Here is a 22338-nt window from a genome sequence, read left to right as displayed (position 1 = left end):
AGGTCACTTATGACGTCAAGAATTCCGTTTTATCTATCGATTATTCTGTTGGTCGCAATCGGCATTACCTTAAGTGTGATTCGCCATCAGAGCTATGGTGTCCCTTGGACGCCGGGTGAGACTCGTCAGGTCTGGGATATTGAAGCCAGAATCGAATTTGTCGCCCAAGGCAAAGAAGCCAAAGTTTCTCTGGCCGCGCCGCACACCCAGGACGGTTTTACCCTAGTGGGCGAAAATGCTTCTTCACCAGGCTATGGCGTCTCCTACATCACGACCGAAAGCGGTCGCCGCGCCGAATGGTCCATTCGCCACGCCAGTGGCCCGCAAACTATTTACTACAAAACTCAATTCCTGGTTGATCCTCAGTCACAAGCCAAACCTGTTCCCCCGACCGGCAAACCGGCTAAACCGACCTTTAACGGTCCGGAAGAGGCATCCGCTATTGCTCTGATCGAACGCGCAACACAACGCTCCGCCGATCACATCACCTTTGCACGCGAGCTGATCAAAACCCTCAATGACGCAGAAAGTCAGAATGCCTCCTTGCTGCTGAATAACATGAGCAAGGTCGATGCGGCAGAAAAACTGCTGTCATACGCTCAGGTACCGAATAAAGTGGTGGGCGTGATCGAGCTGGAAGACGGCCGTCGCCGCCAGACCATCCAGCACATGAATGAAGTCTGGAATGGCAAAAAGTGGGTGTTGTTTAATCCGGAAACCGGAACCCAGCCAAGCCATCCGAATCTGCTGGTGTGGGATGAATCCAACATTTCACTGCTGGATGTAATGGGCGGTCAGAATAGCCAGGTGCATTTCAGCATGATTGCCCAGGATGTGACCCCGCAACAGGCCACCAGTAACAAGGTTCAGTCTGACGGACTGCTCAACCTGTCGATTCACAGCCTACCGCTGGAAGAACAGGCGATGTTTAAAACCATCATGCTGATCCCTATCGGCGCGCTGATTGTGGTGTTCCTGCGGGTCATTATCGGTCTGAAAACATCGGGCACCTTTATGCCCGTGTTGATCGCGGTGGCGTTTGTACAGACTCAGCTCACCACAGGTATTATCGGCTTCCTGCTGATCGTCGGCACAGGTCTCATCATCCGAAGTTATCTGTCGAAGCTCAACCTGTTGCTCGTGGCGCGAATATCCGCGGTAATCATCTCGGTGATTCTGATTATCTCGGTCTTTACCGTCGTGGCGTTTAAAGTCGGCCTGACCGAAGGTCTGAGCATTACGTTCTTCCCGATGATCATTTTGTCGTGGACCATCGAGCGTATGTCGATTCTTTGGGAGGAAGAAGGTGCGAAGGAAGTCATTCTGCAAGGTGGCGGATCGCTATTTACTGCGGTCTTGATCTATCTGGCCATGACGAACTCCTACGTGCAGCACCTGACCTTTAACTTCATCGGTCTGCAGTTGATTGTACTGGCTGCGATTCTGCTATTTGGTACCTATACCGGTTACCGCATCACAGAACTGCGTCGCTTCAAACCACTGGCTGACGGAGATTAATATGCGGTTTTCTCTCTCTGACTACACCTCCCCTTTCAAGCTAAGTCGCAAGGGGATCATGGGTATGAACAAGCGTAACCACAGTTACATCGGTCGTTACAACGACCGTTCAAAATACCCATTGGTGGATGATAAACTCAAGACTAAACTGATCGCGCAGCAGGCTGGCTGTACCGTGCCGAAGCTGATTGGTGTCATTGCTAACCAGGCCGATGTGAAACACATTCATGACATGGTTAAAAAATGGCCAGGCTTTGTCATCAAACCAGCACAAGGCAGCGGGGGGAAAGGGATTTTGGTAGTCACCTCTCACAAAGATGGGGTGTACACTAAACCGTCTGGCGCAACCATCAGTAAAGAAGATGTCGAACGTCATATCAGTAACGCGCTGGCTGGCCTGTTTTCTCTGGGTGGTAAGAATGACGTGGCTGTGGTTGAGAACCTGATTAAGTTCGATGACTGTTTTGACGGTTTCAGCTACGAAGGGGTGCCGGACGTGCGTATCATCGTCTTCAAAGGCTACCCAGTGATGGCGATGATGCGTCTTTCTACCTCAGCGTCAGATGGTAAAGCGAACCTGCACCAGGGCGCTGTCGGAGTCGGGATTGATATCGCGACCGGCAAAGCGGTGCGAGCGGTGCAGTTTAATCGTCCGGTGACTCATCATCCCGATACAGGTAAAGATCTGTTTACTCTCGAAGTGCCGCACTGGGAAAGACTGCTGACGCTTGCGGCCAGCGCCTGGGAAATGACCGGCCTTGGCTACGTGGGGACGGATATGGTGCTGGATAAAGAAGAAGGCCCTATGGTACTGGAACTGAATGCCCGTCCAGGGCTTGCGATCCAGATTGCCAATGGTGCCGGCCTGTTACCACGCCTGCACCACATTGAGAATCTGGGCAGCGTGCTGATCCCACCGACCCCGGCCGAGCGTGTCGCCTATTCAATGAAGAAATTTGGCGTTAAGGGTGAAGCCGTCAGCTTCTAACGGCGTGTTCTGACCTAACAACGGAAATATTTAAACACATCCTAATCTGAAAACGGAAGTCACGGTGACTTCCGTTTTTTATCTCTTTATTTTTAGCGAACTTCTGGCTCACTCTTTCATCACAAACATGATGTTTAAGCGATGAGCAAGCCGTTAACCGCTGAGGCCGCCGTTAATAGCAAATCAGTCGTGAATCGATAAGCCAGTAGTTAGCCACTGACCCTGTATCGAATGGCTGACATTGCATTGAAAACGTGGAGAAAGTCTAAAGCGCAGAAAAGTCGACTTCAGGTAATGATTCAAAACCAGGTTTAGCAAAGTAATAGCCCTGCATCAGCTCCACCCCGGCCGCTTTTAACCAGCGGTACTCTGCCTCACTTTCAATCCCTTCCGCTAATGCTCTGACCCCAAGATCACGTAACATATTCAACGTGTGTGTAACTATGGTCTGACGCCCTTTATCAGCATCAATATTACGAATCAACGCCATATCCAACTTGACGATATCAGTCTGAAAGTCCGCCAGAAGATTGAGCCCAGAATAGCCGGCTCCAAAATCATCAATCGCAGTTTTGAATCCCATCGCCTGATAGGACTCTACAATGGCACGGATATGGTGACTATCCTCGACCTTCTCACTTTCGGTGAACTCAAACAGGATATTTTGGATTGGAAACTGGTGAGTATTGGCGGCCTCTAGCGTGGTTCGAATGCAGCGCTGAGGATTATAAATCGCATTAGGCAGGAAATTGATACTGAGCATGCAATTTATTTTCAGCCTGGCCGCTAAGGTAATCGCCTTGACACGACACAACTGGTCAAACAGGTAGCGGTTGTCATCATTGACCTGAGAAATAATCGAATACGCGGATTGATTATCAAGCCCTCTGACCAAAGCTTCGTAGCCAAACACTGTTTGTGATGTGCAGTCGATAATGGGCTGGAATGCCATCGTGAAATCAAATTCGAGCTTACTGGACCCGGAACATTGTCGGCACAACGCCACGTTTTTGTGATTGAGACTGTCTTTCATAAAATAGCCTACTGGTATATCAGTCGGTCAGAGTATTCATATTTATACAAGAACGCAACCATCGCCGAATCATGCAGCATGAAAAATAATTTATCCTGAAATGTGCTTTGCAACAGCAATGAATCATCGACTCGGATCACAAATCAATAAAAAATATCATTTCAATTTTTTATTGATTTTCTACTGGATGAATGATTGATGCAGTATTTCCCACGAAACGAGCTGGATAAAGCGATAGATTAATTATCTCTATTCCAATTTTTTCCGGTTATATTGAATCATTAACAACTGGAATCCGATAAAACACTGCAACTTACAATAATTAAATTAACATTTAAATAATATGTTTTTATTGCACTTTCTTGAAGAATAACCATGTGACTGTTACCAATATAAAAAACAGCACTTCTCCTAGAAAAAAACACCCACCTCAAGCTTGGTTATATTATTTATATTAATAACTACCATCATGAAAAATATATTGATACTTCTATTATCACTAGAATAAAAACAATGTACGATATAAATTATTGCCTATATTTAACTAATAAAAACTAGACTATTCTGCATACAGGCTTTTATTTAGATACAAGGAAGTTGGCATGTTTAATAACCTAAAACTAGGCAAGAAGATGGCGCTGAGCTTTGGTGCCTTGTTAACACTGCTTTCTGTCGTTCTGGCAATCAGCATTCTGGCATTAACTAAAACCAATCAGGGCTTGATGAGTTACGGTGATCTCGCCGATGACAGTAACCTGGCAGGAGAGCTGCAGGCCAATATGCTGATGGTTCGCATGAATGTAAAAAACTACCTGATTGCTCAGGATGAACGGAGTCTGCAGGACTATAAAAACTATCTGTCCAAAATGAACCATCTTTTACAGCAAGCTAAAGACGATATTCAGGAACCTTCTCGTGTACAGTTGATCCAGTCCATCGCCTCATCGGTCATCACATACCAGAACGCATTTGAGAACGTCACCCGCCTGATAGAGCAACGCAATACTGCCCATGATCAGCGCCTGGTGCCCAGCGGGGAAAAAATGCGCCGCCAAATCGACAACCTTATCCAGTCCGTGTACGACGATGGCAACACCGAAGCCGCATATGACGCCAGTCAGGTACAAAAAGTCATGCTCACCGGCCGCCTCTACGTCGCTAAGTTCTTACAAACCAATTCAAAGCAGGATTTTGAGCAGGCTCTTGCCAATATGGACGAGGCGATGAAGCAGGTATTGCCCAACCTTGAAAAGAATCTCTTCACTACACAACACCTCGCTATGCTAAGTGAATTCAAGCAGGCTCACAGCGCTTATGTGGCTGAGATGCGCGATATTAACCGTATGATCAATCAGCGTAACGAGATGATAACTCAGGCTCTGGATATCGAGGGGCCTAATGTCGCCCGTCAGGTTGAGCAGGTGAAACTGTCGATTATCGGTGATCAAAACGCTCTTGGCACAGAAGTAGAGCGCAACACCGACAGCAGTATTCAAGTTAACTCTGATACTGTCCGTTGCGGCGATCGTGCTGGGAGTCGTGGCCGCTTACCTGCTCACTATCAACATAACCAAACCAATTCAGGCCGCGGTCGGGGCCGCCAATCAGCTTGCCCAGGGTGACCTCACTATACAAGTCGCAACACATCGTACAGACGAGACAGGCACACTGCTGAACGCTATTCAAAATACCGCCGATCATCTGACCGACATGATATCAACCATCCACAGTGCCAGTGCCGAACTCGCCTCTGCCTCAGAAGAACTGGCTGTGGTGACAGACCAAACCACACAAGGCATTGTACGACAAGAAACCGAGACCGATATGGTCGCGACGGCGATGAATGAAATGGCGACAACCGTGCATGATGTGGCGTCGAATGCCGCCAGGGCAGCGGATGCCGCCAATGATGCCGATAAACAGGCAGAAAGTGGCGCCAAAGTCGTGGCAGAAACGGTCAACTCCATCGGCACCTTGTCTGAGAGTGTAAATCTCTCCTCAGAGAAACTGCACATGGTCCAGCAAGATGTGGTGAATATTAGCTCGATTCTGGATGTGATTCGCGCGATCGCCGATCAAACCAACCTACTAGCCCTCAACGCTGCGATCGAAGCGGCTCGCGCCGGCGAACAAGGGCGCGGCTTTGCTGTTGTCGCCGATGAAGTGCGCTCGCTTGCTGCGAGAACGCAGGGTTCAACGTCAGAAATCCAGTCGATCATTGAGCAGTTGCAGTCCGGTACTAAAAGCTCGGTGCAAGTGATGAATCAGGTCAAATCCCTGGCGGACGATTGTGTTGAACAAGCGGGTAAAACCGGGGTTGTGCTGCAGTCGATTACAGATGCGGTCGGTGTCATTAATGATATGAACATTCAGATTGCCAGCGCCTCAGAGCAACAAAGCACCGTGGCCGAAACCATCAATGAAAACGTAGTCAACGTAAAACGCATTGCCCAGGAAAACGCATTGGCATCAAGCCAGACCCGCAGTTCAAGCAGTGAAATTGCCCGCCTGGCCGACCAACTGAATGATCTGGTTGCTCTGTTTAAACTTAGCGCCTAACTAGCCTGTAGCGGCCTTATCGGCAAACATCGCCGTAGGCCGCATCTATCACAGTCAGCCCGCAATATATCACAGCGCTTCTTGTTCCAGCTCGATACCGCGCAATGCACCAGCCATTAATACGTGTGCCATGTTCTGCCAGCGTATGATGTTTATGCAGACGCGTTGCGGCGTTAAGTGTTGTAGATTCTCGTTAAGCTAGGCTGACCACTCCCGGTTCTGCAATACCACCCGATAGCCATCAACATCTTCGAATGTTTTACCAACCACATCCCAGTAAGGATTATATGCAGTGACCCGGATAAAACCGGCCTCCAGCATCTGTGCACAGCATTGCTGCCACTCTGATTGCTCGGGCAGATAAAACACCAGTAAATTATCCTGCGTCGGCGCTTTGCCCACCAGAGTCCCCCGATGATGGGTGAACTCCAGATGATAGTTATGCTGCGGGTGGCCGATAATGCTACCGTCAAAACCATTGTGGTCGCTAAAACGGCCCAACAGCTCAAAACCAAGTCCCCGGATATACATATCGGCAATGGTTTCCAGATTGTCGGTCGGACGTGCGACCCTGAGCTTGGTATTTTTAGAAATCATAGCTTTCCTGATTGATTATGTTTGTCGTGCAACTTTACTAGTCCGTCAGCGGTAAACGCTTGTCACACCATCAGAAGTTATGTTGCAGACTGACGGTGACATTAGCAGGATCACCATAGCTGTAACAGGTCGTACAGATCCCGGCGTAATATTTTTTATCAAACACATTATTGATGTTGACCTGTACCTGAGTCTGGCGGGTAATGTCGTAGCGCCCCATCAGATCAACCAAAGCATAGTCACCCTGCTCGGTGCGATAACCGCTGCTGTCATCAGCGAAAATACGGCTTTGCCATTTGACACCACCACCTAAAGTCAGCTCAGGCAGTGCTGAGGTAAAGTTATAGGTAGTAAACAGTTTGAACTGCTTACGCGGGCGAGTTGTGCTAACTGGCTGGTCATCTTTGTCCTTAGCGGTATATTGCGAGTAGCCCGCACTCAGATTCCATCCGTCCGTCACCTGACCGTTCGCCTCCAGCTCAAAGCCGTTACTGGTCACCCCGTCAACTTCACGGTAAATCGTTTCACCTTTGCTGTTCAGCGTGCCGGTTGATTCAGCTAAATTATCCTGCTCAATGCGGAATACCGAGATGGCAGTATGAATCTGATCATCAGCAAAACTGCTCTTTAGTCCGATTTCGTAGTTTTTACCGGTCAGCGGATCGATGAAGTCGCCGCTGGCATCTTTATTGAATTGCGGCTGGAAGATCTCAGCATAGCTCACGTAGGCACGATTCTGGGCGGTCAAATCGTAGAGTAATCCGGTGTATGGCGTGATCACCCCGTTATCACCATAGTCGACCTTACTGGTTGCCGAAGCTGTCGAATACAGGCCATCACGATTCCAGTTGGAGACCCGGCTGCCCACAATCCATTTCAAATCGTCTGTTACATCGAAACGGGCTGCGGCATAAAAACCCAGCTCTTCAGTGGTGTAGTCGGAATCGAGTGAACGTTGAGGCCAGCCTGATACCGATACGTTGCCCTGATAATCCAGTAAGCTCTGGTTGAAATTCTGGCCACTTTCAGCCGGATAGCCGTAATAGATTTTGCGGGTCTGATGACTGAACAGCGCACCGGCAACAAAGTCGTGCTGACGGCCAAATAAACCAAAGTCACCATTCAGCTGTGTACCAATACTATCGATGGTGGCTTTTGAATCTCCATTGATAAGCCACTGTCCCAGTGAAGCACCACCATCTGCCTTGTCTATCTGACCACCGATATAGAACAGTTTGTCATCATTAGTGTATTCATTGTGGCTGTAATCGGTCTTGAGACGCCAGCCGTTAGCAAAATAGTGCTCGAGATTAATGAAGTAGTATTTTGCATCGGTGTCGTAATAACTCCAGTTGGTCGCTGTCGACATGGAGCGTGACCAGTTAATCTTCTCGCCGTCAGTGTAATGGGACGGCAGTGAACCCCAGGTTGCACCGTCAGCGTTATTATTTTGCAGGCCGGCCCCGACTCTCAGCAGCGTGTTGTCAGTCATGTCAGCATCCACCACACCATACAGTACCGAAGTCTCTTTACTGTAACGATCCATAAACGAACCGTGTTTGTCGTACTTCGCCACAATCCGACCCCGTACAGAGCCGCTGTCGTTGAGCGAGCCGGATAAATCCGTCGTGATCTCACGTCGATCCCAACTGCCCGCTTTGACATTGACATAGCCACGAAACTCCTGACTGTCCGCGTGCTTACGTACGAAGTTGATCGCAGCGGCCGGATTCCCCGAACCTGTCATCAGGCCAGTTGCACCACGTACTATTTCAACCCGGTCATAGATAGACAGGTCAATCAGAGTTTCCCCTAAGGCACCGCCAAGATCACCCAGCGATTGCGGAACACTGTCTACCTGATAACTGCCAACCACAAAGCCGCGGGATATAAAGGTGTTTCGTTCGGTGTCTGCTGGATCGACTGAGAGTCCAACCGCAGTATTGACCACATCTTTAACATTCGACAAGCCTTGGTCTTTGATCCGCTGCTCGGTGATCACGCTGACCGACTGCGGCGTTTCCATATCGGATAAGTTCATACCGGTTGCACTGGATACTTGTTCGGTCGCTGTATATCGACCGGTCACCACAAGGGTGTCCATTTCCTGCTCGGATGATCGAGTCGTTTGAGCTGTTTGAGATGAGCCCTCTTGCTGGGCAAAGAGAGAAGGAGAATAGATTGCAGCCAAAGCAAATTGCATGGCGACCACTGTCGCAATCATTGTTTTATTCATAGTGTTACGCTGTTGTCTTTATCAAAATGCAAATGATAGTAGGTATCATTTGCATTTATTTCAACACCATGAACTAAGATTAATTGACAAGTTCAATTTTTGCCTCATTAATGTGACATAAGTCTCACATCAACAGTCGCCGTGCTGTGTTTTCTCCACCTGCTGATCCTTAATGATCGCCAGTAGTGAAGGCAGGAAACTGCGATCCTGGTACGAATCACTGTTCCAGATTTTGGATAACATCAACGCTTTCGGGCAGTGGAAAAACAGCGCTTCTACCGCCACTTTAACCACCAGCTTAGGTTTACTTTTTCCGTCCAGACATTGCTGACGCAGCTCCTCATCAATGTGCAGTGACGCGGTTCCTTTGATACGGACAATCTCTTCCACACCCGGCACCATGCACAACAGTCCGACTTTGGGATTGGCAAGCAAGTTGCTCAGAGTATCCAGGCGGTTGTTGCCCGGACTGTCCGGAAAAGCAATGGTGTGATCATCCAGCACTTTGATAAAACCCGGAGTACCGCCACGCGGCGATAGATCCAGAAACCCCTCTTTACCTTCAGTCGCCAGAAACATCAGCGTACTGTGCTGGAGAAAAGTGCGGCTGTGCTGATCAATATGGTGAACATCTTTTTCCACTACCAGTGGGGCCGGCATTGGATAGAGTTCGCGGAGTTGTTCCAGTGTCGTAATCTGAGTCATTGTTATTATTTATCCCTACACGTCAAAGAATGATGCATTTGAAAATGCGACTTACTTTTAATTGTTAATAATTTACATTACCATATTTATCACCGGATGACACTGAGCCAAAGGTTATGGCTGCTAAGAAATCATGTTCACATTAAAAGACGTCAGCTATCAGATAGATAATACTGTAATTTTACACCCCACCAATCTCACCTTTCCGCCAGGCAAGGTGACAGCACTGCTGGGACATAACGGGTGTGGTAAATCCACTTTAATGAAACTGCTGAGCCGCCAGTATCATGCCAATCGTGGCAGCATTGATATTGCGGGTAAGCCACTGCAAGGCTTCGAACATAAATCATTTGCGCGCAAAGTCTCCTACCTGCCGCAACATCCGCCCGTCACCGACGGGGTCACTGTGCGTGAGCTGGTCAGTTTTGGCCGTTATCCGTGGAAAGGCGCTTTTGGCCAGCTCAACAGTGAAGATCATCAGGCGATTGAACAAGCGATTGAGCATACCGGCCTGACGGCTTATGCGGACCGCTTTGTTGCGACCCTGTCCGGTGGCGAACGCCAGCGTGCCTGGGTTGCGATGTTACTTGCGCAGCAAAGCGAATGCCTATTGCTGGATGAGCCGACTTCCGCTCTGGATGTCCATCATCAGTACGAACTGCTGGAGATGATTCGCGAGCTCAACCAGCGCCTTAATCTGACCGTGGTGATCGTATTGCACGATATCAATATGGCCGCGCGCTTTAGCGATCATATCATAGCGCTCAAGTCAGGCCAGGTGATCGCACAGGGAAACCCCGAGCAGATCATGCAGGCAGACGTTCTCAAATCCATCTACGGTATGGATCTCGCACTATTTCGTAATCCGGCTAACGGCCAGTTGATCAGCTATATTCCATAGGACGCCCCGATGAAAAAAATGCTTTTGGCTCTGTTTTTTATTTACACCAACTGGGCAGTTGCCGCAGCGGACACGGTTCACCCCCTCTCCGCTCTGCATCTCGACCATCCCCCTACCCGCGTGGCAACGCTCGACTGGGCATTGAGTGAGACCGTAATGAGTCTGGGCGTGACACCTGTTGCCGCATCAGACACACAGAATTACAACCAATGGGTCAGCAAGCCGTCATTACCCGACAGCGTCGCCGATCTTGGTTCACGCACCGAACCCAATGTTGAGCTGCTGACTAAACTCAAGCCGGATCTGATCCTGATCAGCTCTTACCTGCTGCCCGCTTATGACACGCTGAGCCGCATCGCACCGGTCGCAGTGGTCGATATTTACAATGACAGCCAAACACCGCTGGCGAATGCTGAACAACTGACACGTGAGCTTGGGCAGATTCTTAACCGTGAACAGCAGGCCGAGGATCTGATAAAGCAAACCCGCCAACATCTGCAAGACAATGGTGCTAAACTGCGCCGGGCCGGCGCCGATGATCGCAATCTGATGTTCATTCGCTTCGTCAATAAGCAAACGCTGCGTATCCACGGTAAAGGTTCATTGATTAACGACACCATTACCCAGATGGGCTTGCATAATGAATGGCAGCAAGCAACCAACAGCTGGGGATTCGCCACCACCGAGATCAGTAAAATAGCGGAGCATCAGGACACGCGTGTACTGATTTTTGGCCCGCTGCGTCCAAAAGACCGAGAAGCCCTGACCCAGTCTCCGCTGTGGCAGGCGATGGCATTCACCCGCAACAAGCAGGTGTATGAACTGCCGGCAATTTGGTCATTCGGCAGCCTGATAGCCGCGCGCCGGCTAAGTGATAACATTACCCGCCTTCTGACCGAACAACCATGAATGACTTAACCGTTTCTGCCCCTCATTCTCAACCCTTCCGCTCATGGCGGATTTGGCTGGGGCTAGGGTTTACTTTCTTGCTGCTGGCGGTGCTTGTCGAATTGACCGCTCCCTTTGGCGGTGGCAAGCTGCTGTTCCGGACACTGTTTGACTACGACAGCGCTAATTATCAGCATATTGTGGTTGGTTTGACCTATCTGCCCCGCCTCACGGTCGCACTGCTGTGCGGGTTTGCACTTTCGGTTGCCGGTTGCGTGATGCAGTTTGTGCTGCGTAATCCGATCGCGGCGCCGACGACGTTAGGTGTTGCCTCTGGTGCTCAATTCGGCCTGATTATCAGCATGTTGCTGGTGCCGGGTTTAGCTATGCTTCCCGCAGTGACTTTTGCGTTTATCGGCGGGGTATTTTCAACCGCTCTGGTGTTCTGGTTGTCAGCCAGGAAGGGATTCGCAGCCGTTCAGATGGTGCTGTCAGGCATGGTCGTCAGCCTGTTTCTCGGCTCAGTGAACACCATGCTGATGCTGGTCAATGAAAAACATCTGACCAATATTTTCGTGTGGGGGACAGGCTCTCTCAATCAGAATGGATGGGATGGTGTCTGGCATCTCGCACCGGTCATTGCCGCGACCACGGCATTGTTGCTGCTGGTGCAACGCCCGCTCAGTTCGCTGGCGCTCGGTGATACCGTTGCAGACTCAATCGGCGTTAACGTAAAGCGCTATAAAATTATTAGCTTGGGTCTGGCTATCTTACTGACTGCTGTTGTGGTCAGTGAAGTCGGCCTGATTGGCTTCGTTGGTATCGTCACGCCTAATATTGTGCGTCTGCTCAAAGTGCGCGCGTTGAGTGCACGTATCCTGCTCTCCGGCCTACTGGGCTCCTTAATGCTGTTGCTATCGGATCTACTGATTCAGGCGATACCCAAAGAAGTGACCAGCCAGTTACTGCCTACCGGGGCCATGACTGCGTTAATCGGCGCACCTTTTTTCCTCTGGTTGCTGACCAGAAACATCTGGCCATCGCAACACGCACAAACCGCTGACGCAGCCCTGCATTACAAACAGACCTCGTTCACACGCCAGTTGTTGTGGCTCGGTACCGGTTTAGTGGCGGTCATCGCCGTTGCAGCAACACTCGGCAATCAAGACAGCGGCTGGTTTTTCTCCATCAGTTCAGACGTACTGGCACTGCGCGCACCACGTCTTTTCAGCGCTCTGCTTGCCGGCATTGGTCTTGCGGTCGCCGGTACGCTCATTCAGCGTATGACCACCAATCCGATGGCGAGCCCGGAAGTGCTGGGAATCAGCTCCGGAGCCTCTCTGGCCATGGTATTATGTGTGATGTTTGGTATCAAACTTGGCCGCGACGGTCAGATACTGGTCGGCACACTGGGCGCACTGACAGTCGCTGCGGTGATCTGGGCCACCAGCCGTAAGCAACATTTCGCTCCGATGACCGTGATCCTGACCGGTATCGCACTCAGTGCGGCACTGGATGCCCTGCTGCGTATCACCTTGTCCAGCAGCAGCGAAGATGCCCAGGCATTACTGACCTGGTTATCCGGCTCTACCTATCTGACGTCGTGGCGTGATGTGCTGATGCTCATTGGCGGAATCAGCCCACTTATGCTGATTGCCCTAGTGACTTCGCGTCATGTTAATGTGGTCAGCCTGGGACAAGTCTCTGCCGGCAGTGTCGGCATGCATGTCGGCCGGGTGCGGCAAGGTATTCTGCTGATGGTCGCCGCACTGACCACATTATGCACCATCGTCATCGGCCCGCTGACCTTTATCGGCCTGCTCGCACCGCACATGGCCCGAGCGATGGGACGCTACGATGCCCGTTCGCAGTTAATCAGTGCTTGCCTGATTGGTGCGATTGTCATGACCCTGTCAGACTGGGTCGGGCGTATGGTCTGGTTCCCGTGGCAATTCCCGGCCGGATTAATCTCTTCCATGCTGGGCGGAATTTACTTCCTTTATCTGATGCGTAAGAACTGATTCATCCGCAACAAAAAGAGTGATGGGTCATCTCATCACTCTTTTGCATCACGCTTCAGGGTTAGCAGTTTCAACACGATCAGTTTTAACACGATCAGTTTTAATGCTATCCGTTTCAGGGCTATAGTTCATCAGCCGTACCTCTTTCATCCGTGACCAAAAACGCGATATCGATAACCCCGTTATCATCCAGAGTAAAGCGGACACTGTCACGTTCGATGCCTGACTCGTCTTTTCCGGCACAGCCGTTAAACAGCTGCCAGTCATAGCGATAGCGCAACCGGTACTGATTATCGCTGATATGCTCAACACTCAGCACTTCAATCCCGTTGACATTGTGAGCCATCAGGTCGATATGGGTTAAATCCGGAATTAAACGCGTTTCAAACTCCGTCTTATGAGCATCTAGAAAAACCGCTAACTGTTGACACAAATCTTCATCATGCTCTGGGCTGGCTTTAAATATCAATGGCATCGTTTCCCTCCGTATCAGTCGATTAGGATACCAAACACAAAAACGCCTTCCCGAAGGAAGGCGTTTTATCCACTTAACTCAGCTCTTCAGCCAGGAGTTGTTGTGCAGATTTAGGCTTGTCACCCTGACCGAAACCGCGCAGTCCGACCACGTGCACGTGCTCATGGTCCTTAAACACCTTACGTACCAGTTTATAGGTCGTACCCTTCTCAGGACTGATGTTTTCCGGCGCAGCAATCAATAACTGCATATCAAGGCGATCACACAGCTCAAACAACGTCGCAATCGACTTACCATCCAGACGAGCAGCTTCATCCAGGAACAGCAGACGACATGGCATAATGTCTTTACTGCGCAGGCGGCGCGATTCCTCTTCCCAGCTCTGCACTACCATCAGCAGAATAGACTGACCGGTACCAATCGCTTCACCGGTCGACAGCGCGCCGGACTCGGCTTGCAACCAGCCATCAGAGCCACGGTTAACCTCAACACTCAGCTCAAGGTAGTTACGGTAATCCAGCAGCTCCTCACCCAGTACCTGCGGTGAACGCTGCCCCATGTCAATATGCGGGTTCACACGCTGGAACAGCTTAGCCATCGCTTCAGAGAAAGTATAGCGCGAGGTTTCAAACAGGTCCTTGTGCTGAGCCTGATTCTCCGCCAGACCGGACAACAGAATTTCATGGCTTTCACGTACTTTCACGTTCAGGCGCACGCCACTGACCTGACCAAACCCGATGTTTGACAGGCCCTGGTTGAGCATCCGAATCCGGTTCTGCTCACGCTGAATCGTCTTACGGATAATACTGGCGACGGAATCTGAACTGATCGCCAGGCGGTTTTCGCGCTGAGTCAGCTCTTCGGTCAGACGGGCCAGTTCCACTTCCATCTCTTCGATTGCTTCCACCGGATCGTCGGTACGAATAATGTCCTGACGGATCCGCTCACGCAGGTGCTGGTAGACAGCAATGTAGAACAGAACCTTCCGCTCAGGACGGCTGTTGTCTTCCGACAGACGCAGCGCATCACGCAGATCGTCATTGTTCGCCACCGCCAGACGCAGTGCACCCAATGATTTATCTGACATCGAACGCAGCTCACCAGCCGATAGGTAAGCCAGTTCACGCTTATGCAGACGACGTTCGACATCATTGTCACGCGCCAGACGCAGTACTGAACACCAGCCCGCTTTGGCATTCACAACGAAAGTACGCAGCTCTTTGTAGTCTTTCTCGACCTTCTTCATCCGCTTGGCCAGAGACTTCATCTCCAGCTCAGTCGAGGTAATGGTACGCTCATATTCGCTTTTACGACTGCGCGAGCTGTGCAGGCGCTGTTGCAGTTCATCACGACGACGCTGAGCGCGTTCAACGGCGCCTTCGTCTGCGTGCACACCATATTCCTGCAGCTCGGCTTTGAATTCCTGTACGGTTTCCAGTTTGGCCTGATGCGAACTCTTCAGCGACGCCAGAACCTGGTTATACTGGTTGAGCTGTGACTGAGCCTGTTTCAGCTCTTCACGCTGACGACCACGCTGATTTTCTGCCTGTACCAGCTTGGCTTTAAGTTGCTCACTCAGTTCACTGCTCTGATTGAGCAGATCAACCGAATCTTCATAAGCGAAGTGATGACGACGCTCAAGCAGATCCGACAAGGCGAAGATCTGAGTCTTCAGGGTCTGCAGTGCCTGGTCAGCCTGCTGGTACTGGGTTTCCAGCGCATCAAACTGCTCAGGGTCCGCTTCCAGCGCTGAGGCGATATTCTCCAGTTCGGCGACCGCTTTACCGTGCGCGGTGAGGAAGGTTTTTGCTTCACTCAGACGAGCAATATTGGCGCTGATTTCTTCTAAACGCTCTGGCAGGGAATCATCTTCCAGCAGCAGCATATTCGGCGCAATTTTGTCCAGTGCCGTCAGTGCCTGCTTGCTCAGTTGCAGCTGACTGCGTTGTTGCTGCTCCTGGTTATCCAGTTCAGCCAGAGTACGCGCAGCCTGATTGCGTTTATCGCGAATCTGCTGCAGTGCCTGCTCCGGATCGTCATTAAACGCCACCTGCAGGTGCTGGGCAACAAACTGGTTAAAGCTGCTGTACAGACGCTGCAGTTTCTGCGAGTCAAACGCTGCTTTCGCATGCTGTTCAACCACTTCTTCACGTTCATTGCGCAACAGTTCCAGGCGCTGTTCACGTGCCGCGCGGCCGAACAATGGGATTTTCGGGAAGCGTGAGTAACGGATCTGGTGTGCATTAAGCTGCACGCAGACCGCGCCTTCAAGCTCTTCCGCATTCATCGCACTGTCATCAAAGGCATCCACATCGCCCTCGATCAGGTACAAGTCTTCCGGACAGTCGTCCAGTTCAACCAGTTTATCTTTGATTCCAGACAGATCCGACACCACAATCGCGTGGCGTGCCGGGCCATACATGGCACTGAAGTATGGCGCATCGTCGATGGTGATATCATCATAGATCTCTGACAGCAATACACCGCCCAGCGTATCCGCCAGACCTTTCAGACGCGGATCGTCCGAACCACCCGGCGACGCCAGGCGTTCAATTTCACTGTCAAGCTGAGTTCGGCGCTCAGCCAGACGATCTTTGGCGATCGACTGAGCTTTTTCCTGCTCCAGCACGATCTGCATCTGCGCCATCACTGACTGGCTGTCAGCCAGTTCAGCATCACTCTGCTCACGCAGCGTTTCCAGCGCATCGCTGGCTTTAATCCAGGCCGGTGCAATGGATTCCAGACGGCTAATCTCAGCCTGGTAATCCTGTTCCAGTCGGCGTTGCTCACTGCGTTTCTCACGCAGCTCTTCGTATGAGGCTTCAACACTTTCCAGCAACGCCGCATGGCGTTCCTGCTCTTGCTCAACCGTCATCTCATCACTCAGAGTCACCTGATGCTGCGACTGATAGCTTTCTGCCAGGTGGCGAACCACATTCTGCTGCTCGATGCGGCGTTCCAGGTCACGCTGCTGCGAGTACCACTGGTGTTCGTTCTGTACCACCTGCTTAGCGTCCATCGCCTGACGGACGAGAGCTTTGGCTTTATCGGCCGCGTCACCGCGCGCGACTTCGCCCAGCACGCTTTTCACCAGAGCATAAGCTTTATCAAACTGGGTCGCTGCCGCAGATGACATATCCAACTTATGTTTCAGCGCCAGCAGTTCAGTCGTACGGTTCTCCTGCTCAGCTTTGAGGCCGGAAACCAACGACTGAGCCGTGTCGGCACTCAGATGCTGATCATCGAGCAGCGTGCGTGCTCTCTCCAGTGCGGTCACCGCTTGCTGATATTGCAGAGCGCGGGTTTGCTGAACATCCAGAGCCTGCTGGTAGTCAGCCAGTTGCGTTTTCAGGCTATCGACTTCTTCTTCAGCAATCAACGCCTGCTCTTCCACCGTCAGGACGCGCTCCTGCGCTTCCTCAACCACCATCATCTGCTCTTCGAGACGAATGTTAAGCTCTTCAAGATCATCCTGATAGCGGGCAATTTTCTCTTGCTGGCGCAGTGCATTCTGCACCAGTTGCAGGTGATCGGAAGCCCCCTGATAGTCCTGCTCCAGGGTCGCTTCCGTTTCCACCAGCAGTTCCAGCTCTTCATGCACCCGATTAAGCAGGCTGTTCTGCTCAATCAAGGTTTCACGGGCGCTGAACAGTTCGCCACGCAGCGCCAGGGCTTGATCCATTTTCTGACGACGATCGTTAGCATGGCGCATGTAGTCGGCAGCCACATAGTTGGTCGATTCAGTGATCAGATGTTTGAACAGATCACGATCCGCCTGAGTGGTTTTGATCGCTTCCAGCGTCATTCGGTTTTCACGCAGCGCGGATTCCATGTCCTGGAACGCTTTTTTCACCCCGCCATTTTGTGGCAGCAGGTAATCACGCAGCGAGCGGGTAATCGCACTGGAGATACCGCCGTACAAAGAGGCTTCAATCAGGCGGTAAAATTTTGAACGGTCACTGCTGTTACGCAGTTTCTTCGGTACCACACCCAGTTCGAACATCTGGTTATGGTAATCGACTATCGAAGCAAATGACTTAAAGTGCGCGCCTTCAATCGCCGTAACGGCGTCTTTAACTTCATTGATCTGACGCACGCGGGCATGGTTGTCTGACACGCTTTCAACCAGGACATCGGTCGGCTTAACATGACTTGGCAGGCCCTGAATCAAAAATGGTTTGATATCGACTTTTTTATCACGGCCGGCGACTTGTTGCAGCTTAACCGCAAACAGTACGCGCTGATTACGTGAGTTCACTACATCCAGCGCGGCATAACAGGCACCCGGCTGCAATTTACCGTACAAACCTTTATCACGTGAGGCCTGGGAGCTGCCCGCTTCTGTGGTGTTACGGAAATGAAGCAGGGTCTGGTCCGGGATCAACGCCGTAATAAACGCGGCCATGGTGGTCGATTTACCCGCACCGTTACCGCCGGACAAAGTGGTGACCAGATTATCGATGTCAAACGTACGGGCAAAGAAGCCGTTCCAGTTGACCATGGTCAGTGATTGATATTTACCACGTTCAATCATGCATCACCTTCCCGCTCTGATTGCTCATCATCTTGTGAATCCAATAAATCATCGTTATCCAGCAGGCTTTGCTGATTCGGCTCTTGGCTATGCACGACCGCCTCGCCATCACGAATCAGACGCAGCTGTGCATCCCGCATGTCATCGCCAACACGGACATCAGCACCAAAGCGGAATACCGCTTCTGAAATGCGGAATTTACCGGTATCGCCAATATTGATCAGCATACCGAGGCGACGTAAACGTCGCAGCGAGGTACGCACTTTTTCAAACAGTTTTTCTTTATCCAAATCAGAGCCGTTGGCACGGTTGGTGACCAACTTCATCAGCTTCTTCTCATCCGCTAACGCCAGCAGCTCTTCATACAGCTCCTGATTGGTGAAGATGCCCTCGTGAGCCAGACGCTCCGGGCTGAGGTACAGGAAACACAACACTTTACCTACCAGCATGTCCAGCTCAGACAGCACACTGCGGCTAATCAGTGAGGTTGAACGTGGACGCAGATAAAAGAAGCCTTCCGGCGCACGCACCAGTTCGGTGTTATAACGCTGATAAAACTGAGCCAGTTCCGGCTCAAAGTCGGACAACAGGGCATGGTTATCCATGTCGTCACTGGAAATATGACGGCCGGCACGCAGCAGGCTGTCCAGCGCCGGGAACAGAGGGTTCGCGATCGCTTTGGCCAGATTTTCTGGCATGTATTCATTAATATCGGTCGATGACATTTGCTTGTACCTTTGCACCAAATTCGTTGATCGCCTGCCAGTCTGGCTGAATTGCCCGATAATCCGAGCCTGAGTAACCGAGACGTACCGCCTGGTCGACCACAATTCGTGCTAAATCAAAATGATGAGTTCTCGGGTGAGCGGCGAGGTAATCACGCAACACGCTGCCAAGATCAATCGGCATGCCCTGCTCTTTATGACCTTTCAGCATTTCGCCGATGCGCTCTGCCAGCTCATCATTGACCTGTTGGAATTCTTCATATTCTACTTCGACCGGCACATGACCCGTCACTTCTTCGTCACGCAGCACCAGAGCCTCATCGCGCAGATCACTGAGGCGCTCCGCTTCGGCGTAAGTGAGATACCATGGTTGATCGAAGTAATCATTCACCGACTGACGCAGACGCTGGCTGAAGGCCCGGTTCTGGTCCATATCGATGGCTGTACGGATAAATTTATGCACATGGCGGTCGTAGCCAATCCACAGGTCAATCGCCTGCTGGCCCCAACTGGTGATCCGGTCGAGCTTCATCTGCAACCCAAACAGGGTTTCTCCGATAAAGTCCAGTTCCTCATCGCCATAGACAATTTCCTGAATATCCAGGATCTGGGTCTGTAATTCATCGCCCGCCGCCTGCAAGGTGTCTTGCAGTTCTCGCAGTGTGGACGAGGTCTCCGACAGCAGAGATTCACAGTTGATAATCGCATCGCGCCAGTCTTTATTGAGCAGCTCAGCTATCTGTTGTTTGACGGACTGCTGCTGCTCATCCATGACACGCTGGTTAAGGTCGATACGATCGAAAATTTCGCCTACCGAGTATTTCAGCACTCCGTAGACGTTTTTCTTCCAGTGACCCGGCGTGCCGCCCTGCTGCGCAGACTCCACCGCTTTCGCCATTTCGTCAGCCACCATCGAGAGCTGAATCGACAGTTTCAGCTTGGAGAATTCGCGGTGGCGAACATAATAGTCGGTGATGCCGACGGCCAGCGGAGACAGACGGTAGATACTGGCACCATCGGTGACTTCACTGGTAAAGCGACTGATCAAACGCTGTTTTACCAGCTCATTAATCGCATTGTTGGCCCGAAAAGCAGACGCTTCGCCCGTGTCTTCGAACATGCGGGTCACAATCACAAACGCATCATGCAACTCGCCTTCACCTAGCTCTTCATCGAACCGTTCGTTGCTTAACACCGAAATGGCGATAAGAAACGCCAACCGTTCGGTGCTCAGGTTCAATGAGAAATCGTTCTGCTTGACCCAACTGACCAATTCGTCGATTGGCTGCTCCGCAGCGTTCTGAGTTAACTCACTCATTGTTATTCCTGTTATTGTTTTTTCTGGGCCCATACATGGATGTATCGGCCTAATGAGAGGTACGGCTCCTGACGGCAAAATTTCTGCTCCAGGGCCAGCACATCCTCATATTGGTATTCGCCCATGTTTTTCATGTTACCGATGTAATCACTAAAACAGCGAATGCCTGACTTACCGCAGATCTCAAATCCGGCCGCTTCTATCCACTGATAAACATCGATCGGGATAAGCCCTTGCTGCGGTTGCAGTTTAAATCTTTTACGATGTGGCATGCCATCAAGGACATGCGGAATATTGCCACACACGGCGTTTTTGTAGACCAGGCCATGATAGTTGTAAAACATCACCGAGACCATGCCACCCGGTCTTACCTGAGCGAGCAGGTTGTCCAGTGCAGCTTTTGGATCAGCCAACCATTCCATCACAGCGTGGAACATGGCAATATCCACCGGTTCTGATAAATGTTCCTGTACTGACTGTACCGGTGAATGAACCAAGCGATACTGCTCAAGCAACCCGTTATTTGCAATATCCTTCTCTGCCAGTTGCAGCATTTCAGAAGACAGATCACACAAGGTAACGCGATGGCCCAGGCGGGCCAGTTTTTGAGACATCTGAGCAAGACCGCCTCCTGCATCTAAAACGTGCAAAGGTTTGCTTATTCCATCAAAATGCGTTAACAGTTGGAGTAAATCTTCCCAAACAATGACTTGGCGAATCTCGCCTTTGTCAGAACCGTATATGTTTTTTGCAAATTTGTGGGCAATATCGTCGAAATTGCGATCTTCTGTCACTGTAGCATGCGTTATGATAATAAATCGTGCTGCTATTCTGTCATAGGAATGGCAGGAATAAAGAGGCTTTTAGCCCTTTTTATTATCAAGTGCTGTTTTTTCGGACTATTTGTTTATGTTTGAGCTGAAAAAAATTGTTTCTTCTTTAATGATGCCACTTCCGGCATTGCTGCTGATTGGTTTTGTGGGCCTGATGCTGATCATGTTCACGGCCAAACGCAAAACCGGATGCCTTGTTGTACTGTTCTCCCTGTCCGGTATTTTTCTGATCTCTTTTCAGCCGGTCTCCAGTCGTTTGCTGATGCCGCTCGAGCGTCAGTATACGGCTTTTTTACCGGTGGATGGCACCGTTGACTACATCATGGTGCTGGGTAATGGCCATGTGGTTGATGACCAGATTCCGCCGACATCCGAACTGAGCCGGGCGGCATTAATGCGCCTGAGTGAGGGGATTCGGGTGATGCGGATGTATCCCGGCTCTAAGTTAATACTGTCTGGTTATGCAGGCGGCAGTGAGTTCAGTCATGCGCGCATGCTGGCTCGTGTAGCGTTAGCGCTTGGCGTCCCCAAATCAGATATCATCTTGCTGGAAACCGCCAAGGATACCTGGGAGGAAGCACGTCAGGCTGCGGCGTTTGTGCAGCAGAGAACCCTGGTTCTGGTGACGTCCGCCAGTCATATGCAGCGGGCGCTGAACGAATTCCACTCTGCCGGTCTGCAACCGATCCCTGCACCGACTAATTATCTGGCACAGAGCAATATTACCCAGCCATGGGACAAGTACACGCCCAAAGCACTCTATCTCGAGCAGACTGAACGCTTTTGGTACGAAAGTATGGGGCTTATCTGGCAATCTCTGCGGGACTGGGTAGCGGGACATCAGCAAACCGCTCCGCTACAAGGTTCTGAAACCACACTGGAATAATGGCAGATACAATAAAAAGACCAGCTTCAGGCTGGTCTTTTTACTCACTAGTGAATGACTCCTACTGACAGGCTGGTTACATCACGCCTCACCTTAGGGTTAACCACTGACAAAAGTATTA

17 protein-coding genes are annotated in these 22338 nt (G+C 50.8%); 8 read left to right on the top strand and 9 right to left on the bottom strand.

The window, feature by feature from the left end; translation table 11 throughout:
- The first annotated feature begins 9 nt into the window (after nt 1-9).
- Together E6C74_RS09555 and E6C74_RS09550 are read left to right on the top strand one after the other, a co-directional pair.
- Nucleotides 10-1518 (top strand): inactive transglutaminase family protein, encoded by a 1509-nt coding sequence (locus E6C74_RS09555; protein ID WP_136484487.1) that lies wholly within the window; start codon nt 10-12, stop codon nt 1516-1518.
- Nucleotides 1514-2506 (top strand): alpha-L-glutamate ligase-like protein, encoded by a 993-nt coding sequence (locus E6C74_RS09550; protein ID WP_136484980.1) that lies wholly within the window; start codon nt 1514-1516, stop codon nt 2504-2506. The genes E6C74_RS09555 and E6C74_RS09550 overlap by 5 nt, the downstream gene beginning before the upstream one ends.
- A 265-nt stretch (nt 2507-2771) precedes the next feature.
- On the opposite strand, the gene E6C74_RS09545 is transcribed toward E6C74_RS09550, so the two are convergent.
- A complete protein-coding gene (locus tag E6C74_RS09545) occupies nt 2772-3458 on the bottom strand; it encodes an EAL domain-containing protein (protein ID WP_206208404.1) in 687 nt (228 codons plus the stop codon).
- Between the two features lie 683 nt (nt 3459-4141).
- Between E6C74_RS09545 and E6C74_RS09540 the strand changes: the two genes are divergently transcribed.
- Both E6C74_RS09540 and E6C74_RS09530 read left to right on the top strand, forming a co-directional pair.
- Entirely contained in the window at nt 4142-5161 is a 1020-nt protein-coding gene (locus E6C74_RS09540; RefSeq protein ID WP_136484485.1) for a methyl-accepting chemotaxis protein, read from the top strand.
- Nucleotides 5067-6098: a methyl-accepting chemotaxis protein gene (locus tag E6C74_RS09530; protein ID WP_168797001.1), complete on the top strand. Its 1032-nt coding sequence runs from the start codon at nt 5067-5069 to the stop codon at nt 6096-6098. Before E6C74_RS09540 ends, E6C74_RS09530 begins: the two co-directional genes overlap by 95 nt.
- Before the next feature lie 198 nt (nt 6099-6296).
- Here the strand turns inward: E6C74_RS09530 and E6C74_RS09525 are convergent, their stop codons facing one another.
- From E6C74_RS09525 to E6C74_RS09515, 3 genes are all read right to left on the bottom strand, one after another.
- Entirely contained in the window at nt 6297-6695 is a 399-nt protein-coding gene (locus E6C74_RS09525) for a VOC family protein (RefSeq protein ID WP_136484483.1), read from the bottom strand.
- Between the two features lie 70 nt (nt 6696-6765).
- Nucleotides 6766-8931 (bottom strand): TonB-dependent siderophore receptor, encoded by a 2166-nt coding sequence (locus E6C74_RS09520; protein ID WP_136484482.1) that lies wholly within the window; start codon nt 8929-8931, stop codon nt 6766-6768.
- A 129-nt stretch (nt 8932-9060) separates the two neighbouring features.
- Nucleotides 9061-9636 carry an MSMEG_1061 family FMN-dependent PPOX-type flavoprotein gene (locus E6C74_RS09515; protein ID WP_136484481.1) on the bottom strand — a complete coding sequence of 192 codons (576 nt, stop codon included), beginning with the start codon at nt 9634-9636 and terminating at the stop codon, nt 9061-9063.
- A gap of 133 nt (nt 9637-9769) precedes the next feature.
- On the opposite strand from E6C74_RS09515, the gene E6C74_RS09510 reads away from it, so the two are divergent.
- From E6C74_RS09510 to fhuB, 3 genes are read left to right on the top strand one after another with little or no spacing between them, the layout of a single operon-like run.
- On the top strand, nt 9770-10537 hold the full coding sequence (locus E6C74_RS09510) for an ATP-binding cassette domain-containing protein (RefSeq protein ID WP_136484480.1): 768 nt from the start codon (nt 9770-9772) through the stop codon (nt 10535-10537).
- Nucleotides 10538-10546: 9 nt separating this feature from the next.
- Nucleotides 10547-11446: an iron-siderophore ABC transporter substrate-binding protein gene (locus E6C74_RS09505; RefSeq protein ID WP_136484479.1), complete on the top strand. Its 900-nt coding sequence runs from the start codon at nt 10547-10549 to the stop codon at nt 11444-11446.
- The gene (fhuB, locus tag E6C74_RS09500) at nt 11443-13446 is read left to right on the top strand and encodes a Fe(3+)-hydroxamate ABC transporter permease FhuB (RefSeq protein WP_136484478.1); all 2004 of its coding nucleotides are present in this window, start codon (nt 11443-11445) and stop codon (nt 13444-13446) included. The genes E6C74_RS09505 and fhuB overlap by 4 nt, the downstream gene beginning before the upstream one ends.
- A 121-nt stretch (nt 13447-13567) precedes the next feature.
- Here fhuB and E6C74_RS09495 read toward each other — a convergent pair whose 3' ends face one another.
- From E6C74_RS09495 to cmoM, 5 genes are all read right to left on the bottom strand, one after another.
- Nucleotides 13568-13921 (bottom strand): hypothetical protein, encoded by a 354-nt coding sequence (locus E6C74_RS09495; RefSeq protein ID WP_136484477.1) that lies wholly within the window; start codon nt 13919-13921, stop codon nt 13568-13570.
- Between the two features lie 73 nt (nt 13922-13994).
- Nucleotides 13995-18455, bottom strand: a complete 4461-nt coding sequence (mukB, locus tag E6C74_RS09490; RefSeq protein ID WP_136484476.1) for a chromosome partition protein MukB — start codon at nt 18453-18455, stop codon at nt 13995-13997.
- Nucleotides 18452-19180: a chromosome partition protein MukE gene (mukE, locus tag E6C74_RS09485; protein WP_168797000.1), complete on the bottom strand. Its 729-nt coding sequence runs from the start codon at nt 19178-19180 to the stop codon at nt 18452-18454. The genes mukB and mukE overlap by 4 nt, the downstream gene beginning before the upstream one ends.
- Nucleotides 19161-20498, bottom strand: a complete 1338-nt coding sequence (gene mukF / locus E6C74_RS09480; protein ID WP_136484474.1) for a chromosome partition protein MukF — start codon at nt 20496-20498, stop codon at nt 19161-19163. The genes mukE and mukF overlap by 20 nt, the downstream gene beginning before the upstream one ends.
- Before the next feature lie 11 nt (nt 20499-20509).
- Nucleotides 20510-21292: a tRNA uridine 5-oxyacetic acid(34) methyltransferase CmoM gene (gene cmoM / locus E6C74_RS09475; protein WP_136484473.1), complete on the bottom strand. Its 783-nt coding sequence runs from the start codon at nt 21290-21292 to the stop codon at nt 20510-20512.
- A gap of 115 nt (nt 21293-21407) precedes the next feature.
- Here cmoM and elyC point away from each other — a divergent pair, with 115 nt between their 5' ends.
- On the top strand, nt 21408-22217 hold the full coding sequence (elyC, locus tag E6C74_RS09470) for an envelope biogenesis factor ElyC (RefSeq protein ID WP_136484472.1): 810 nt from the start codon (nt 21408-21410) through the stop codon (nt 22215-22217).
- Nucleotides 22218-22338: the final 121 nt, after the last annotated feature.

The organism is Vibrio sp. H11, assembly GCF_004804295.1.
In the GTDB taxonomy this organism is placed as follows: domain Bacteria; phylum Pseudomonadota; class Gammaproteobacteria; order Enterobacterales; family Vibrionaceae; genus Vibrio; species Vibrio ostreae.
Note: the sequence above shows the minus strand (reverse complement) of the source record. Positions and strands in the feature narration are given on the sequence as shown.

Excerpts from the sequence above, each read along its gene's own strand:
- E6C74_RS09555 (WP_136484487.1), top strand. The coding sequence starts at position 10 with ATGACGTCAAGAATTCCGTTTTATCTATCGATTATTCTGTTGGTCGCA.
- E6C74_RS09545 (WP_206208404.1), bottom strand. The coding sequence starts at position 3,458 with ATGGCATTCCAGCCCATTATCGACTGCACATCACAAACAGTGTTTGGC.
- mukB (WP_136484476.1), bottom strand. The coding sequence starts at position 18,455 with ATGATTGAACGTGGTAAATATCAATCACTGACCATGGTCAACTGGAAC.
- elyC (WP_136484472.1), top strand. The coding sequence starts at position 21,408 with ATGTTTGAGCTGAAAAAAATTGTTTCTTCTTTAATGATGCCACTTCCG.
- E6C74_RS09505 (WP_136484479.1), top strand. The coding sequence starts at position 10,547 with ATGAAAAAAATGCTTTTGGCTCTGTTTTTTATTTACACCAACTGGGCA.
- E6C74_RS09495 (WP_136484477.1), bottom strand. The coding sequence starts at position 13,921 with ATGCCATTGATATTTAAAGCCAGCCCAGAGCATGATGAAGATTTGTGT.
- E6C74_RS09540 (WP_136484485.1), top strand. The coding sequence starts at position 4,142 with ATGTTTAATAACCTAAAACTAGGCAAGAAGATGGCGCTGAGCTTTGGT.
- E6C74_RS09525 (WP_136484483.1), bottom strand. The coding sequence starts at position 6,695 with ATGATTTCTAAAAATACCAAGCTCAGGGTCGCACGTCCGACCGACAAT.
- mukE (WP_168797000.1), bottom strand. The coding sequence starts at position 19,180 with ATGTCATCGACCGATATTAATGAATACATGCCAGAAAATCTGGCCAAA.
- fhuB (WP_136484478.1), top strand. The coding sequence starts at position 11,443 with ATGAATGACTTAACCGTTTCTGCCCCTCATTCTCAACCCTTCCGCTCA.
- E6C74_RS09510 (WP_136484480.1), top strand. The coding sequence starts at position 9,770 with ATGTTCACATTAAAAGACGTCAGCTATCAGATAGATAATACTGTAATT.
- E6C74_RS09520 (WP_136484482.1), bottom strand. The coding sequence starts at position 8,931 with ATGAATAAAACAATGATTGCGACAGTGGTCGCCATGCAATTTGCTTTG.
- E6C74_RS09515 (WP_136484481.1), bottom strand. The coding sequence starts at position 9,636 with ATGACTCAGATTACGACACTGGAACAACTCCGCGAACTCTATCCAATG.
- mukF (WP_136484474.1), bottom strand. The coding sequence starts at position 20,498 with ATGAGTGAGTTAACTCAGAACGCTGCGGAGCAGCCAATCGACGAATTG.